This window comes from Paenibacillus sp. LHD-117, from assembly GCF_030929555.1.
Lineage (GTDB): Bacteria > Bacillota > Bacilli > Paenibacillales > Paenibacillaceae > Pristimantibacillus.
In genome coordinates, this window is sequence record NZ_JAVFVT010000007.1 from 88391 (window position 1) to 105075 (window position 16685).

The following is a 16685-nucleotide window of genomic DNA, read 5'->3' on the forward strand; positions in this document are numbered from 1 at the left end:
TCCTTAACCCTTTGCGATGTGTTCTGCGATTTGTACGGCGTTCCATGCTGCGCCTTTGAGCAGGTTGTCGGAGACAATCCACATATTCAGACCGCGCTCGTGTCCGAGATCGCGTCTTAAGCGGCCAACGAAAACGTCAGGCTTGCCTGCCGCCTCCGTCGCAAGCGGGTATTGCTGATTGGCCGGATCGTCCACGAGCGTCACGCCCGGAGCATCCTTCAGCAGCTGCTTGACATCATCCAGCTCGTAGTCGTTTTTCAGTTCCACATACAACGATTCCGAATGGCCGTATACGACGGGAATGCGAACGCAAGTCGCCGTAACCTGGATGGAATCGTCGCCCAATATTTTTTTGGTCTCGCGGACCATCTTCATCTCTTCGAGCGTATATCCGTTTTCTTGAAACTTATCGATCTGCGGAATGGCGTTAAACGCGATCTGATGTTTCACGGGCAGCGAGCCGACCGGAAGAATGTCCGGATTCACGACTTCCCCGTTCAGCGCTGCCTTCGTCTGGCGAAGCATTTCGTCGATCGCGCGGCTGCCCGCGCCCGATACCGCTTGGTAGGTCGATACGATAATGCGGGAAATGCCATATCGTTCTTGGAGCGGCTTAAGAGCCGCTACCATCTGGATCGTGGAACAATTCGGATTCGCGATAATGCCTTTATGTTCGGCTACCTTCCCGATGTTCACTTCCGGGACGACCAACGGCGTGTTTTCGTCCATGCGGTAAGCGTTTGTGTTGTCGATGCATACCGCTCCGTGCCGGACGGCATGCGGAGCAAGCGCCTTGCTGACGTCGCCGCCCGCACTGAACAAAGCAATATCAATTCCCTTGAAGCTATCCGGAGTCGCTTCCTCGACGGTTAGCTCCCGGCCTTTGAACGTTATCTTGGTGCCTGCTGAACGAGCGGATGATAATAGCTTAAGCTCTTGGATAGGGAAGTTTCTCGAATCCAGTAAGTTCAGTATTTGTTCTCCTACTGCGCCCGTCGCCCCGACTACGGCGACATGAAACAATTTCTGGTTCGACATGTATTGTCGACTCCCTTCGCTTCAGTCAATTCATAGATGTCGTTCTACGAGCAAAGGCTGAAGTTGCTTGCCTTGCAGCGCAGCTTCGCATGCTTCCATGACCAGGTCCATTCTTGCGACCAAGGAATTGGGCTTCTGAACAGGATTATCCTGGCCGAACGGAACGAAATAAATATTTTTAGCCACCAATAGCTTCGCTATGTTCGCGGCATTCAACCCTAAACCGTCATTCGTCGATATCGCCAGCACGATCGGCCTTCCGTTACGCATCTGCGCCTTCGCCGCCATCAACACTGCGCTATCGGTAATCGCGTTCGCCAGACGGCTCGTTGTGTTGCCCGTGCAGGGTGCAATGGCAAGAACGTCGAGCAGCTTGGATGGTCCGAGCGGCTCCGCCTGTACGATCGTCGATATGATTTCGTTGCCCGTGATGCCTCTTAATTGCTCCTGCCATTCTTTGGCCGTACCGAATCTCGTGTCCGTCGTTATGAGCGTATTCGACACGATCGGCACCACGTTCGCGCCTGCATCGACAAATCGCTTAATCTCCGGCATCACTTCAGCAAACGTGCAATGAGACCCGGACAACGCATACCCTACCGTGATTCCATTCCAGTTCATTTCCCATTCCCCCGCTTATTCGTATCATCCATGATCAACTGTGCCAAGCAATCCGCTATGATACGTCCAGCTGTTTTGGGTGCGACGATTCCGGGGAGTCCGGGCGCGAGCAATGCCTTGATTCCGCGCTTCTCCGCGAAGCGGAAATCCGTTCCGCCAGGCTTTGATGCGAGGTCGATGATGACCGCTCGCGATGGTAGATTTGCGATAATTTGCGCTGTGACTATCATAGTCGGAATTGTATTAAAAAGCAAGTCAATATTGCCCGCGTTTTGCAGCAAAGCTCCCGTGTAGAACGGCTCGAAACCCATCTCCGACGCCCTCGCAAAGTGCTCAGAGCGCCTGACGCCAACCTTGACTTTAGCCCCTAATCCCTGTAAAGCGCGAGCCATCGTAAAGCCGGTCCTTCCGAAGCCGAGAACCATGCAATGGGAGCCGTGAATCGTAATGTCCGTATGCTGGATTGCCATCATCAGAGCTCCTTCCGCCGTCGGAATGGAGTTGTAGATCGCAACGTCGTCCCGGTCGAACAATTCGACAAGCTTAAGCCCGAATTGCTGGCACAATTGTTTCAAATAAGGTTTCGCCATGCCGGTATATACCGCGCAGTGCGGAGGCAGTTTTGCCATATGCTGTTCGGTCAGCACGATCTCCCGATCGCTGAATACCGCATGAATCAGGCCATGGTCGTCGGTGCCGACGGCAGGCAGCAGCAGCGCATCCGCGTCCTCGAACAACGCCTCTTCAAACTCCGCGTGAACCGCGCCGTCCAATGACGAATGAAGGCCGTCGAAGCCGCATACCGTTACGGAAGCGTCCAGCTCGCTCAGCTTGCGTATGACTTCGAGCTGCCTAGCATCGCCGCCGAGCATAAGCACTTGAACGCCTGTAAGCATCAGGCTTCACTCCTTTCTAAGCAAATAGGTATAAACCATCTTATGCCATCGCCCAAAGCGGGGTGAAAGGTTGCGGGCAACAAAAAAAACCGAGCGGCTTTCGCCGCTCGGTCTGCTTATCCCTACATTAGTATGCAGCTTATTACTTAACGCCGGTATGACCGAAGCCGCCGGCTCCTCGGACCGTATCGGGCAGCTCCGCCGCTTCCTCGATCGCCACTTGGGGAACAACCTGAAACACCATCTGCGCGATTCGCTCGCCTCGCGTGATGGCGAACGGTTCCTGCCCGAGATTCACGAGCAGCACCTTCACTTCTCCGCGATAGTCCGCGTCAATCGTGCCCGGCGAGTTCAGGCAAGTGATGCCGTGTTTGTATGCCAGCCCGCTGCGCGGGCGGATCTGCGCTTCGAGCTCGCTCGGCATCGCCATCGCGAAGCCCGTCGGGATCAGCTTGCGCTCTCCCGGCTGAAGCACGACAGGCTCGCCGACGGCGGCTTGCAAATCGAAGCCGGCCGCCCATTCGGACATTTTGCGGGGGATCGCGATGTCTTCGTTGCCTTCAAGCCTCTTAAACAGCACCTGGTACAAGCTGATCCCTCCTCAGTCCGGCGATTTCCTTGTCCGTCGTGCCGACCGTCGCCACCGCGAAAGGAACCGCAAGCATCCGCTTGGTTACTTCGCGGATATGGTCCATCGACACGTTGTCGATGCGCGCAAGCAGCTCGTCGAGCGTGTAATGGCGGCCAAGCATGAGCTCGTTCTTGCCAATCCGGTTCATTCGGCTGCTCGTGCTCTCGAGACTCAAAATAAGCGAACCCTTCAGCTGCTCCTTGCCCCGGTGAAGTTCGTCCTCGCCAAGCCCCTTCACGGAAAGCTCATGCAGCTGCTCCATCGTCAGCTCCAGCACGTCCTTCGTTTGTTTCGGAGCCGTTCCCGCATAAACGGTAAATACGCCGGAATCGGCATAACCCGTATGATAGGAATAAACCGAATAAGCAAGTCCGCGCTTCTCCCTGATTTCCTGGAACAGGCGGGAGCTCATGCCGCCGCCGAGCGCATTGTTAAGCAGCACCATCGGATAAAGCAGCGGGTCGGCGTTCGAGCAGCCCGGGAACGAGATGCAGAGATGATTCTGCTCCGTCTTTTTCTTATAGAAAATATAATCTCCATGGAAGCTAGGCGCCGTATGGACGACGGGCTGCGAACGTCGCGAGAAAGCTCCGAAGTATTGTTCCAGCATCGCAAGCAGCTTCGCTTCTTCGACGTTTCCGGCAACGCTGATGACCGTGTTCTCGATTGTGTAGCGTTCATTCATATATCCGCGAAGCGTATCCGGTCCCATCGCTTCCAGCCGATCCTTCAGCCCAAGGATGGAATACGCAAGCGGATGGTCGCCGAACGCGGCACGCGAGGCTTCGTCGTGGACCTTGTCGTCAGGCGTATCCTCGTACATCGCGATTTCTTCGAGAATCACGTTTTTTTCTTTGGCTAGCTCCTGCTCGTCGAACTGCGAATGGAAGAACATATCCGATAACGCGTCCACGGCGAGCGGAAGATGCTCATCCAGCACTTTCGCGAAATAACAGGTGTATTCCTTTGCCGTGAATGCGTTCACGTTGCCGCCGATTCCGTCGAAAAGGTCCGCGATATCTTTCGCCGAACGTTTCTCCGTTCCCTTGAACAGCATATGTTCGATAAAATGCGAAATCCCGTTATTTTCCTTCGTCTCGTTGCGCGAGCCCGTCTTCACCCAAATGCCGAATGAAACGGAACGAACGGTAGATATATTCTCCACCATAACGCGCAGACCGTTGCTAAGCTCGTATTTGTTCACCAAGCGTCCCCCTAAATATTGTTATGTAACAAAATGTGGTCGAAACATTCGTCTAACATGAATGATATCACTATATCAGAATCCATCCCCGCCCTCAACAACGGCCGGCGTGCGTTCCGAAGACAGAGTCTCTCTGACCGTTCCGATGAAGTAGCCCTTCGCCTTGGCGCTGGCGATCATGCCGGCGAGCGCATCGCGCGAGGAAGCCGTTGGATGCATCAGGATAAGCGCGCCCGGCTCCAGCTTCGCATCGATCTTACGGACGATGGACTCCGCCGAAGGTTTCATCCAATCGACCGTATCGATCGTCCACAATACCGTCTGCAGTCCTTGCTCCTTCGCGATTTGAACGGTAGCTCCGTTATAGGAACCCGAAGGCGGTGCAAACCAACGATTCTCGATGCCAAGCTGTTCCTTCAGCAGCTGCTCCGTTCGCGCGATTTGCGTATATTGGTCGCTTCGGCTCAAGTTTTTCATGTCCGGATGGGAATAAGCGTGGTTGGACAGCTCATGTCCCGCATCGACGATCTTCTTCGCCATGTCGACGTTTTTCTTCAGCCAAGAACCGTCTAGGAAAAAGGTCGCTTTCACGTTCTCGCGCGCGAGCGTTTCCAGAATCGGATCCAAATACTCGTTGCCCCATGCGACGTTGATCATGAACGAAACCATCCGTTTGTTCGGATTGCCCCGGTAGATCGGCTGCGCTCCCAAATCCTTAAGCCCGATCTGCGGCTCAATCTCCTTGTACCGGAACGGAATAGGTTCGATCCTTGGCGCCTTCAGCGCCTCTTCGTACGTCCGTTCAATATCGACGGCAAGACCGTTATAGCCGGGAATGGCGCGCCATACCCGGTCGATTCGCGCGTCGATCGGTTCGATGTACCGGGTCTCGGCCTCCGCAACGATTCGGTTATATAGCTCGCGCTTCTCCTCCTCCGACAAGGATGGCGGACCGAATGCGAACGTGGCGTCTTCACCTGCCTTGACCGCATGGATGAATGCGTGAATATCGCCGTTGAGCCGAATAAATACGAGAACCATCAATATACTTGCGGCAATCGCAGTCGCTTTGCGCAGCGCCATATCTCCCACTCCCAGCATATCCAGTCCCATAATGGCGCCCTATGCGCCAATATGCGTTTATGAACAATCCTATGAGCGCGCGGACAAGATTATGCAGCTCGTACAAAAACAAAAAGAGGCAGATTGACTCTGACTCTTAAGTTTAAGCTTATATTCGGTTGTCCGTTGGATTACTTGGATTCCGTAGGCACTTCAGGCGTAAGGAGCACTTTGCGCGACAAGTTGATTCTGCCTTGCTGGTCGATCTCCGTTACTTTCACCGTAATTTGATCGCCGATCTTCACCACGTCCTCGCATTTCGCTACGCGCTCCGTGGACAGCTGGGAAATATGCACGAGACCGTCTTTGTTCGGAAGAATTTCGACGAATACGCCGAATTTTTCGATCCGTTTCACGGTGCCGAGGTAAATCTCTCCAATGACGACTTCCTTGACGATGCCTTCGATAATCGATTTGGCTTTCTGGTTCATCTCTTCGTTCGAGGAAGCGATAAAGACCATGCCGTCTTGCTCGATATCGATTTTTACGCCGGTTTCTTCGATAATCTTGTTGATGATTTTGCCGCCTGCGCCGATGACGTCGCGGATCTTGTCCGGATTGATGCGGAGGGTCAAGATTTTCGGCGCGTACTTGGACAAGCTTGTGCGAGGCGCGCTCATCACTTCCAGCATCTTGCCGAGGATGTGCATGCGGCCTTGGCGGGCTTGCTCAAGCGATTGCTGCAAAATCGCACGATCGATGCCGTCGATCTTAATGTCCATCTGGATCGCCGTTACGCCTTCTGCCGTACCTGCCACTTTGAAGTCCATATCGCCCAAATGATCTTCCATGCCTTGAATATCGGACAGAATCGAGAAATGGTCGCCGTCTTTGATCAGACCCATCGCGATGCCAGCTACTGGCGCCTTGATCGGCACGCCCGCGTCCATCATGGCCAGCGTGCTTGCGCAAATGCTAGCCTGCGAGGTAGAGCCGTTCGATTCGAGCACCTCGGAAACGAGGCGGATCGTGTAAGGGAAATCCGCTTCCGAAGGAATGACCTTCGACAATGCGCGTTCGCCGAGTGCGCCGTGTCCGATCTCCCTGCGTCCCGGAGGACGGAGCGGACGGGCTTCGCCTACGCTGAACGGAGGGAAGTTGTAATGATGCATGAACCGTTTCGTCTCTTCCGGCGAGATGCCGTCCAAGATTTGAACGTCGCCCATCGCGCCAAGCGTACAGATGCTAAGCGCCTGCGTTTGGCCACGCGTGAACAATCCGGAGCCGTGTGTGCGCGGCAGCAGCGCAACGTCGCATTCGATCGGACGAATCTCATCCAGCGAACGTCCGTCGGGACGTACCTTGTCATGCGTGATCAGGCGGCGAACCTCTTCCTTCACGATGTCGTACAGCACTTCCTTCACATCGGACAGAAGCTCGGGCGTTTCCGCGTAAACTTCTTGGAAATGAGCAACGGCGTCGCCGTTTACGGCATCAATCGCCTCTTGGCGCGCGTGTTTCTCCGCGATTTTGATCGCCTCGACAAGCCGTTCGGATGCGAATGCGCGTACCGCGGCGTTCACTTCCGCATTAACCGTATGCAGCTTTACAGCCATTTTTTCCTTGCCCGCGACAGCCGTCAGCTCTTCGATCTTCGCCACGATTTCTTTGATCGCATCGTGACCGAACATGATCGCTTCCAGCATCACTTCTTCGGACACTTCGTTCGCTTCCGCTTCCACCATCATGATGGCGTCCTTCGTACCCGCGACGACGACGAAAATATCCGTAGCTTGCTCTTGCTCCACCGTCGGATTGACGATGAACTTTCCTTCGACGCGGCCGACGATCACGCCGCCGATCGGGCCGTTAAACGGGACGTCGGAAATCGACAACGCCGCTGAAGTGCCGATCATTGCCGCAATCTCAGGCGAGCAGTCTTGATCGACGCTCATGACGATGTTCGCGATTTGGACGTCGTTGCGGAAGCCTTCTGGGAACAACGGACGAATCGGCCTGTCCGTCAAACGGCTGGACAGAATCGCTTTTTCGCTCGGTCTGCCTTCGCGTTTGATGAAGCCGCCGGGAATTTTGCCTACTGCGTATAGTCTCTCTTCATAGTTCACCGTCAGCGGGAAAAAATCCAGATCCTTCGGCTCCGATGAAGCGGTAACGGTACAAAGAATGACCGTCTCTCCGTAACGAATCGTGACAGCCGCGTTCGCCTGTTTCGCCAGACGGCCCGTCTCCATGCTCAGCGGTCTGCCGCCAAGCGTCATTTCAACTTTATGTATCATTCACGAGCCTCCATTCTTATCTAACTTTAGAAAAATCTTATGAGTTTACAAAAAGCAACCCGTATCCCTAAGCTGCAGGACAATCAGGTTGCTTTTTGTTACGCATGTTTAACGGCGAAGGCCGAGTTTTTCAATCAATGCGCTGTAGCGTCTAACGTCTTTGTTTTTCAGGTAAGCCAGCAGCTTACGGCGTTGACCGACCATCTTGAGCAGACCGCGGCGGGAATGATGATCTTTCTTGTGCTCCCGCAAGTGCTGCGTCAAGTTCACGATGTTTTCCGTAAGGATAGCGACTTGAACTTCAGGGGACCCCGTGTCGCTTGCGTGCGTCTTGTGAGTCTCGATCAGCTCTTGTTTACGTTCTTGAGTAATTGCCATCCTTGTTCACCTCCTCTTATCATAATCGCCGTTAGCCTCGCTGCCGCCGGTGAGAGCGGACAACCAAGCTAAGGTTCGGTTGCGAGCTCATGCTGGAAGCCTTTCGGCTCCTGTCCAGTCACAACTTTGAATAGTATAGCATACATGATAGTCATTGTCGAGGCAATGATTCGGCGGGAAACCTAAGTCAACCGCTCCAGCAGTTCTTGAGCCTTACGGGAATCCGCGCCGATCTGAGCGATCAACTCCTGAATGGAACCGAACCGTTGCTCCGGCCTGATGAACGCCCGGAATTGCACTGAAATCTCTATGCCGTAAATATCCTGGTCGAAACCGAACAAATGAGCTTCCATAACCGGTTTGATCTCGCCAGTATTAAATGTCGGCTTCATGCCGAAATTCAATACGCCGCTATGGATTTCGCCTCCGATGTGGGCGGTTATCGCATAGACGCCGAGGCGCGGCGAGACGTAAGCGTCACTCAGCTCGAGATTGGCCGTAGGGAAGCCGATCGTTCGGCCTCTTCCGTCGCCATGGACTACGGTTCCAGTCACTTCGTAATCCCTGCCGAGCAGCGTGCTAACAAGCGCTAGATTGCCTTCCTCGAGCGATTCGCGCGTATACGTGCTGCTTACCTTCACGCCGTTCTCGTATAGCGGCTCCACGATGCTGACGTCGATATCCGGCCGGCTAAGCTCCATCAACGTCGTTGCGTTGCCTGCGCCTTTGCTGCCGAAAGTGAAGTCGAAACCGACGACCGCATGTTTCACGCCGAGCGGACGAAGGACGCCGCTGACGAATTCGCCGGGCGACACGGCCGCGAAAGCCAAGTCGAAGCGCATGACGTACACCACGTCGACGCCTAGCCGCTCGAACAACTCCTTCTTCTTCTGGAGAGGAGTTAAGCAGCTAAAGTAATGATCCCCGTGGCCGAGCACTTCCTTCGGGTGCGGGGAGAACGTCATGACCGCTGCGAGCATGCCCTGCCCGCGAGCGACGGCAACCGCCTGTTTGATCACGTTTTGATGTCCCCGATGTACGCCGTCGAAGTGTCCGATTGCGATCGAGACCGGCTTAACTTGCGACGGCTCTGCCATATTCGTAAAAGGATAACTGATAGGTATGATATCCACCGCGATTACACCTGCATTTCCGTTAAACGTAGTATTAATTTACGAGAATACTTTCACCGGCCGCAAGCCGTATATGTCCATATCGCATTCGAAAATGCCGATGAACTGTCCGCTCTCGTCCATGACGCGAAACAATTCCCCTTGGTTCCAAGCACGATCGACAGACGCAGACTTCAGCGAAAGTTTCTGTCCGCGAAGCGCCTTCGCCGCGGCTTCCTCGGTCACGACCGCTGCGGGAATATGCGATATCGCCTGTTCCGGCGCTATGAGGCGATCCTCAAGCTCGCCGCTGGCCTGCATGGCTTCGATCTGCTCCAGCGTCAGGCATTGCTCGGAGGTAATTCCCCCCGACATCGTTCTCGTCAGGCTCTTCATCGCGGCCGGCACGCCAAGCGCCTTGCCTATGTCGACGCAAAGCGTACGGATGTACGTTCCCTTGGAGCACTCGACGGCAAACGTAATTTCCGGCTGTTCCATCTCCAGCTCGCATGATCCCAGCTCGATTCGGTAAATGCGAACCTTCCTAGACTTTCGCTCCACCGTCTTGCCTTCCCTGGCAAGCTCGTAAAGCCGCTTGCCGTCGACCTTCACCGCAGAAAACATGGGCGGAACCTGCTCGATCTCGCCTAAGAATCGCTCCAGGACGCTCATGAGCTCCTCCTTCGACAAACGCCTAACGGTCTCCGAGTTCAAAACTTCGCCCGTCATATCTTCGGTATCCGTCGCGATGCCAAGCTTCAGAACGGCTTCATAAGCTTTGGGACGGTCCTGCACGTATTCGACGACTCGCGTCGAACGTCCGAGGCATAGCGGCAGCACGCCTGTAACCATCGGATCGAGAGTGCCCGCATGTCCGATCCGCTTCATCTTCAGCATCCGCCTTACCTTCGCAACGACGTCATGCGACGTCCAGCCTGCCGGCTTCCATACCGCTAATATGCCGTCCATCCTTATACCAACGCCTTTCTGACTGCTTCGACCAGCAATGCCGTTGCCGACGAAATCGGTCCTTCGAGCGTGCAGCCCGAAGCGCGTACATGTCCGCCGCCGCCGAAGGATTGGGCGATGGCCGCGACGTCCGCCTTCCCGGCCGACCGCAGGCTGGCTTTCACCGCTCCTGCTTCCGTCTCCTTGAACAGAATGCCGACTTCGACGCCGTCCACGTTCAAGGCGTAATTGACGATGCCTTCCAGATCCTCCGGAACCGCGCCGCACTCGCGGAGATCGTCCTTCGTCATATACAGCCACCCGATCTCTAGGTTATCCGAGAACGTAAGCCGGCTGAGCGCCGTCTGCAAAAGCTTCAGCTTGCCGATCGTCATCTTCTCGAGCAAATGATCCGCGAGCTCGCTTCCCGAGACGCCGACCGCAAGCAAGCTTGCTGCAATCTCCATGACGCGCGGACTTGTATTCGAATAACGGAATCCGCCGGTATCCGTTAAAAGACCGGTATAAATCGCGGTCGCGCAATCCAAATCCAATGCGATACCGGCCTGTTCGATCAAATCGTATAAAATCTCGACGGTAGCCGCCGCTTCCGGCTGTATGACGTTTACCGTACCGAAACCGTCGTTCGTCGGATGATGGTCGATGTTCAACAACGCGGCGTTCGGCGCGAATAACGCCGATAACTCGCCGATTCTGCGGAAATCCGCGCAGTCGACCGCGATTACCGCATCATAGGTTCCCTCGATCTTCGTCTGTTTGAGCGACTGGATTTCGTCGAAACGGTGAAGGAACGAGAGCCGTGAAGGCAGCAAACTTTCATTCGCAAGAACGGCGGTTTTGCCTAGTTTGTTCAACAGCCATGCAACGACGGCTGTGGAACTGATTGCGTCACCGTCCGGCTGAACATGAGAAACCACAAGAAAGGAAACATGGCCTTCAATGAAGGCCAATGCTTCTTTCAACGACGCAACTTTGTTTTCGCCCGGGGTCACTTCGTGCTGTTCCCTTTGTTGATTTCGTCCAGCAACGATTCGATCCGGCTGCCGTATTCGATGCTGCTGTCGAATTTGAACAGCAGCTCAGGCGTGTGGCGAAGCTTCATCCGTTTGCCGAGCTCGGAGCGAAGGAATCCGGTTGCGCTCGCAAGCGCTTTGAGCGTCGCTTCCTTCTGCTCGTCGCTGCCGAGTACGCTAAGATAGATCCGCGCCTGCGACAAGTCGCTGGTCGTCTCTACGCCCGTGACGGTAATGAACCCGATTCTCGGATCCTTCAGCTCCATTTGAATGATTTGGCTAAGCTCTTTCTTGATTTGCTCGCTTACGCGGCCAACTCGTACTTTTGCCATTCGTTAATCACCTCTCTACCGACTCCATGACGAAGGCTTCGATCGTGTCACCTTCTTTAATATCGCTAAAGCGTTCGAGCGTTATACCGCACTCGTAGCCTTGGGCGACTTCTTTGGCGTCGTCCTTGAAACGCTTGAGGGTATCGATCTTGCCTGTATACACGACGATGCCGCCGCGGATGACGCGGGCTTCCGCCGAACGGGTCACTTTGCCGTCCGTGATCATGCAGCCGGCAATCGCGCCGACCTTCGTCACTTTGAACACGTTGCGGACTTCGGCATGGCCGATGACGACCTCTTTGAAGATCGGATCCAGCATGCCTTTCATCGCTTGCTCGATTTCGTCGATTACGTTGTAGATAACGCGGTGCATGCGCACGTCGACTTTTTCTTGCGCGATCGTCGCTTCCGCTTGCGGATCCGGACGAACGTTAAAGCCGATGACGATGGCATTTGAAGCTGCCGCCAAAATAACGTCGGATTCCGTAATGGCGCCTACGCCGCTATGAATGATTTTGACGCGAACGCCCTCGATGTCGATCTTCGCGAGCGAGCCCTTAAGCGCCTCGGACGAACCTTGAACGTCGGCTTTGATGATGACGTTCAGATCCTTGATCTCGCCGTCCTTAATGTGGCTGAACAGATCGTCCAGCGTAACGCGCGTATTGGCGCCCATCTCGGATTGGCGGTGTTTGATGGCGCGACGATCGGCGATCGCGCGCGCTTTGCGCTCGTCTTCGAATACCATGAACGGATCGCCTGCAAGAGGCACTTCCGTCAAGCCCGTAATTTCGATCGGCGTGGAAGGTCCCGCTTCCTTGAGGCGACGGCCGCGGTCGTTCACCATGGCGCGTACTCGTCCGAAGCAGTTGCCCGCTACGAAAGCATCGCCGATGCGAAGCGTGCCGTGTTGCACGAGGATCCGCGCAACGGGACCTTTGCCTTTGTCCAGCTCAGCTTCGATTACGGTAGCTCTGGCGCGTTTGTTCGGATTCGCCTTAAATTCGTTGACTTCCGCAACAAGCAGAATCATCTCCAGCAAACCTTCGAGACCGATGCGCTGCTTCGCGGATACTTCCACGAAGATCGTATCTCCGCCCCACTCTTCCGGCACAAGCTCGTATTCCGTCATTTCTTGCTTGATTTTATCCGGATTCGCTTCCGGTTTATCGATTTTGTTGACCGCGACGATGATCGGAACGCCTGCCGCCTTGGCATGGTTGATCGCTTCGACCGTTTGCGGCATGATGCCGTCGTCGGCCGCGACCACGATGATCGTAATGTCGGTTACCTGCGCGCCTCGCGCCCGCATGAGCGTGAACGCTTCGTGGCCAGGCGTATCCAGGAACGTGATCTTTTTGTTGTTGATCTCGACTTGATATGCGCCGATATGCTGCGTGATGCCGCCTGCTTCGCCGCCGGTTACGTTCGTTTTGCGGATGGCGTCGAGCAACGTCGTTTTGCCGTGGTCGACGTGACCCATGATCGTGACGACAGGCGGACGAACGAGCAGATCCTCTTCCTCATCCGTTTCCTCGACCGTTTCGAAGGAATCTTCCTCCACAGGAATTTTCACTTCGACTTCAACGCCGTATTCGCCCGCGATCAGCATGATCGCGTCCATGTCGATCTCTTGGTTGATCGTTACCATGACCCCGAGGAAGAGAAGCTTTTTGATCACTTCGGAAGCGTCCTTATGAAGCAGCTTGGCCAGGTCGCCTACCGTGAGCGTGCCCCGAACGATGATTTTCTTCGGCGTGTTGTCGATCTTCTCGCGCGGAGGCTGCTGTTGATGCCCTCTTCCGCGACCTTTGCCGCCGCGGTTGTTCCCTTTGTTGAATCCGCCGGAACGTCCGTCCTCGAAGCGCTTCGTATTTCCGCCGCCCGCTTTGTTGAAGCGGTCGCCGCCGCCTTTGTTGAAGCGATCGTCCGATCCGCCGCCGGTACGCGCCGGAGCAGGACGCGAATCGAAGCTGCGGCTTTGGCCTTGAGGAGCCGAGCTAGGGCGATTCGCCCCTTGGCCGCCACCGAAACCGCCGCTGCGATTAGCGTTACCGCCGCCAGCGCCTTGCGGACGGTTGCCGCCTTGGCCGCCGGAACCGCCTTGACCGTAGCTAGGACGATTGCCGCCTTGACCGCCTGATCCTCCCTGACCGTAGCTAGGACGATTGCCGCCCTGGCCGCCTTGTCCTCCTTGGCCGCCCTGACGTTGGAATCCGCCTTGACCGCCGGAAGGACGATTTCCTCCGCTTTGGCCCTGGCCTTGACCTTGGCCGCCGCTATAAGGCCGACCTCCGCCTTGGCTGGACTGACCGCCTTGACGGTTGCCTCCGCCTTGACCTTGGCCGCTTTGGCCTTGGCCGGATGGGCGGTTGTTCTGTTGCGGTCTTTGTTCGCGTTGCTGCTGGTCTCTTGGTTGCTGTTGTTGCTCTGAAGGTTGCGTTTTCGTATTAATAGAGTTCATTGTCCCCTGTCTGTCTTGAGTTGTGTTGCCGCGATTGCCTTGCTGCTGCGCGGCTTGCGGTCGCGCCGGCGCCGATACGGCCGCGCCGCCGCTTTCTTGCGCGCGCTTGGCAGCGGCGTTAGCCTTGATGTCGCGGAAGAATCCTTCCACCTTATGAACCATCTCGTTTTCCATGACGCTCATATGGTTGTTGACGGGCAAATTCAGCCGCTTAAGAATCGTAATAATTTCTTTGCTGCTCATATTTAGCGACTTCGCGTATTCATAGACGCGAAGCTTGTCTTTATTGTCCTTGCTGTCCTGTTTGTTGCTCAATAGGATCCACCTCCGTATTTTGGCTCAGATGATTTCCGATCATTTTTCCGAATTGCATATCGGTAACGGCAAGAACGACGCGTTCGGCCTTTCCAATCGCCTTTCCTAGCTGTTCCCTGTCGTATGCTTCGGCGAGTTGTATACCGTAGGTGCCGCATTTGTCTTGAAATTTTTTTTTGGTGTTCGGAGATGCGTCCCCGGCTAGAATGACCAGATGGGCCTTGCCCCCTCTGACCGCCTTCAGCACGATCTCGTCGCCCGTTATCAGCTTGCCGGCGCGCATGGCCATGCCAAGCGCGGACAACGCCTTGTCAGGCTTCATCGTCATCGGATTCCAGCTCCTTGGCGGCGATGAACTGGTCTTCCACCGCGATAAATTCCTTCTCAAGCGCGTCATATATATCATCGCCGACTGGCTGCTTCAGCGCCCGGTCCAGCGCTTTCGTCTTCTTCGCGAGCTTGAAGCAGCTCACCTTGCCGCATAGATACGCGCCGCGCCCGGCCTTCTTGCCGGTCAGGTCGATCGCGACTTCGCCGGACGGTGTCCGAACAATCCGAATGAGCTCCTTCTTCGGCATCATTTCCTGGCAGGCGACGCATTTGCGAAGCGGTACTTTTCTCGGTCTCAACGCACACCCTCCTTCTTAACGGCTTGCTTACGCTGCCAATCTAGTCGATCGAGACGGAATCCTGGTGCATCGTACCCATCGGGGACTTCGGACGGCCGTATTCCTGCTCCGCCTGCGTCTCGCTTTTGATATCGATCTTCCAGCCCGTCAGCTTGGCCGCAAGACGCGCGTTCTGCCCCTTGATGCCGATCGCCAGCGACAGCTGGTAATCGGGAACGATTACGCGAGCCATTTTCTCCTGCTCGAACACGATAACCTCAAGCACCTTCGACGGGCTGAGCGCGTTCGCGACATACTCTTCCACGTTCTCCGACCAGCGGACGATATCGATCTTCTCGCCCTTCAGCTCGTTCACGATCGTCTGGACGCGCATCCCCTTCTGGCCTACGCACGAGCCAACCGGATCCACCTCGTCGTTGCGCGAATGAACCGCGATTTTGGAGCGGAAGCCGGCTTCGCGCGCGACGGAACGGATCTCGACCACGCCGTCGTAAATTTCGGGCACTTCAAGCTCGAACAGTCGTTTAAGGAGTCCTGGATGCGTACGGGATAAAATGATCTGAGGCCCTTTGGTTGTATTCTCGACTTTCGTAATGAACGACTTCACGCGATCGCCGTGCTTGAATTTATCCGTCGGCATCAGCTCGGTCAATGGCAGCACCGCTTCAACTTTGCCGAGATCCACAAACAGGTTGCGAACGTCTTGGCGCTGCACGATGCCATTGACGATGTCTTCTTCTTTATCGATAAAAGCATTATAGATCAATCCGCGCTCTGCCTCGCGAATGCGCTGCGTTACAACCTGCTTGGCCGTCTGGGCCGCGATTCGGCCGAAGTCCCGCGGCGTCACTTCGATCTCCGCCACATCGTCCAACTGGTAATGCGGGTTAATTTCGCGGGAGGCCTCCACGGAAATTTCCAGCCGCGGATCAAGCACCTCGTCGACGACCGTCTTGCGCGCATAAACCTTGATGACGCCCGTATGGCGGTTAATGTCGACCCTCACGTTCTGGGCGGTATTGAAATTGCGCTTGTAGCTGGAAATAAGCGCAGCCTCGATGGCTTCCAGCAGTATATCCTTGGCAATCCCCTTGTCTCTTTCAATCTCTTGCAACGCCTCAATAAAATCCATGCTCATTGGAACGTTGTTCCTCCTTTCGTAATATCAGCGTGTTTAGCCTCTAAAAAACGATTGCCAATCTAGCGCTCGCGACCTTGCCGTAAGGCAGCGTATGCTGTTTTTTGCCTACACGAACGACGGCTTGCTCGCCATCGAACGAAACGAGCAAACCTTCGAATTCCTTGGAGCCGTCGATAGGCTCATATGTAGTCATGAACACATGTTTGCCTATCGCCTTCACCACGTCTTCGGGCTTCTTCAGCGGGCGTTCCGCGCCCGGAGACGACACCTCCAGAAAGTATGCGCCGGTAATCGGGTCGTTCTGATCCAATTGCTCGCTGACGAATTCGCTGATCCGTCCGCATTCATCGATGTCGATCCCTCCGTCCTTGTCGACGAAGATCCTTAGAAACCAGTTGCTGCCTTCTTTGATGTATTCGATATCGACCAGCTCAAAACCATGTTCATTGAGATAGGGCGTAACCATAGCCTCAATCGCGGATTTGATAGTGGATGTGCTCAAATTGGGTAAACCTCCTGTAATGGTTGCGTGGGGCGGACGACATCGGCCCGCAGGTGAGTAACGAGAATGCCCGAATACAAA

The 16685-nt window shown here is 55.2% G+C and carries 17 protein-coding genes; all 17 read right to left on the reverse strand.

Annotated features, from left to right (window positions below; translation table 11 throughout):
• Window positions 1–3: 3 nt before the first annotated feature.
• The 17 genes from RB620_RS07075 to rimP all read right to left on the reverse strand — a co-directional run bounded on the left by RB620_RS07075 (window position 4) and on the right by rimP (window position 16604).
• Entirely contained in the window at window positions 4–1038 is a 1035-nt protein-coding gene (locus RB620_RS07075; RefSeq protein WP_308093042.1) for an aspartate-semialdehyde dehydrogenase, read from the reverse strand.
• A 30-nt stretch (window positions 1039–1068) separates the two neighbouring features.
• Window positions 1069–1659 (reverse strand): dipicolinate synthase subunit B, encoded by a 591-nt coding sequence (locus tag RB620_RS07080; protein WP_308093043.1) that lies wholly within the window; start codon window positions 1657–1659, stop codon window positions 1069–1071.
• Window positions 1656–2555 (reverse strand): dipicolinate synthase subunit DpsA, encoded by a 900-nt coding sequence (gene dpsA / locus RB620_RS07085; RefSeq protein ID WP_308093044.1) that lies wholly within the window; start codon window positions 2553–2555, stop codon window positions 1656–1658. Before dpsA ends, RB620_RS07080 begins: the two co-directional genes overlap by 4 nt.
• 142 nt (window positions 2556–2697) lie before the next feature.
• On the reverse strand, window positions 2698–3144 hold the full coding sequence (gene dut, locus RB620_RS07090) for a dUTP diphosphatase (RefSeq protein WP_308093045.1): 447 nt from the start codon (window positions 3142–3144) through the stop codon (window positions 2698–2700).
• Window positions 3125–4390 (reverse strand): M16 family metallopeptidase, encoded by a 1266-nt coding sequence (locus RB620_RS07095; RefSeq protein WP_308093046.1) that lies wholly within the window; start codon window positions 4388–4390, stop codon window positions 3125–3127. Before RB620_RS07095 ends, dut begins: the two co-directional genes overlap by 20 nt.
• A 75-nt stretch (window positions 4391–4465) precedes the next feature.
• Entirely contained in the window at window positions 4466–5473 is a 1008-nt protein-coding gene (locus RB620_RS07100; protein WP_308093048.1) for a polysaccharide deacetylase family protein, read from the reverse strand.
• 170 nt (window positions 5474–5643) lie between these two features.
• Complete coding sequence (pnp, locus tag RB620_RS07105; RefSeq protein ID WP_308093050.1) at window positions 5644–7749, reverse strand: polyribonucleotide nucleotidyltransferase; 2106 nt, start codon at window positions 7747–7749, stop codon at window positions 5644–5646.
• A 108-nt stretch (window positions 7750–7857) separates the two neighbouring features.
• Window positions 7858–8127, reverse strand: coding sequence for a 30S ribosomal protein S15 (gene rpsO / locus RB620_RS07110; protein ID WP_042160574.1), 270 nt, complete (start codon window positions 8125–8127; stop codon window positions 7858–7860).
• Between the two features lie 182 nt (window positions 8128–8309).
• On the reverse strand, window positions 8310–9260 hold the full coding sequence (locus RB620_RS07115) for a bifunctional riboflavin kinase/FAD synthetase (protein WP_308093052.1): 951 nt from the start codon (window positions 9258–9260) through the stop codon (window positions 8310–8312).
• Window positions 9261–9299: 39 nt separating this feature from the next.
• Window positions 9300–10208 (reverse strand): tRNA pseudouridine(55) synthase TruB, encoded by a 909-nt coding sequence (gene truB, locus RB620_RS07120; protein WP_308093053.1) that lies wholly within the window; start codon window positions 10206–10208, stop codon window positions 9300–9302.
• Window positions 10209–10210: 2 nt separating this feature from the next.
• Window positions 10211–11170 carry a DHH family phosphoesterase gene (locus RB620_RS07125; protein WP_308093054.1) on the reverse strand — a complete coding sequence of 320 codons (960 nt, stop codon included), beginning with the start codon at window positions 11168–11170 and terminating at the stop codon, window positions 10211–10213.
• A gap of 26 nt (window positions 11171–11196) precedes the next feature.
• On the reverse strand, window positions 11197–11553 hold the full coding sequence (gene rbfA / locus RB620_RS07130; RefSeq protein WP_308093055.1) for a 30S ribosome-binding factor RbfA: 357 nt from the start codon (window positions 11551–11553) through the stop codon (window positions 11197–11199).
• 7 nt (window positions 11554–11560) lie between these two features.
• On the reverse strand, window positions 11561–14332 hold the full coding sequence (gene infB / locus RB620_RS07135; RefSeq protein ID WP_308093057.1) for a translation initiation factor IF-2: 2772 nt from the start codon (window positions 14330–14332) through the stop codon (window positions 11561–11563).
• Window positions 14301–14654: a L7Ae/L30e/S12e/Gadd45 family ribosomal protein gene (locus RB620_RS07140; protein ID WP_308093234.1), complete on the reverse strand. Its 354-nt coding sequence runs from the start codon at window positions 14652–14654 to the stop codon at window positions 14301–14303. Before RB620_RS07140 ends, infB begins: the two co-directional genes overlap by 32 nt.
• On the reverse strand, window positions 14644–14961 hold the full coding sequence (gene rnpM, locus RB620_RS07145; RefSeq protein WP_308093059.1) for an RNase P modulator RnpM: 318 nt from the start codon (window positions 14959–14961) through the stop codon (window positions 14644–14646). Before rnpM ends, RB620_RS07140 begins: the two co-directional genes overlap by 11 nt.
• Before the next feature lie 40 nt (window positions 14962–15001).
• A complete protein-coding gene (gene nusA / locus RB620_RS07150; RefSeq protein ID WP_308093061.1) occupies window positions 15002–16099 on the reverse strand; it encodes a transcription termination factor NusA in 1098 nt (365 codons plus the stop codon).
• A 43-nt stretch (window positions 16100–16142) separates the two neighbouring features.
• Window positions 16143–16604 (reverse strand): ribosome maturation factor RimP, encoded by a 462-nt coding sequence (gene rimP / locus RB620_RS07155; RefSeq protein ID WP_308093063.1) that lies wholly within the window; start codon window positions 16602–16604, stop codon window positions 16143–16145.
• Window positions 16605–16685 lie beyond the last annotated feature (81 nt).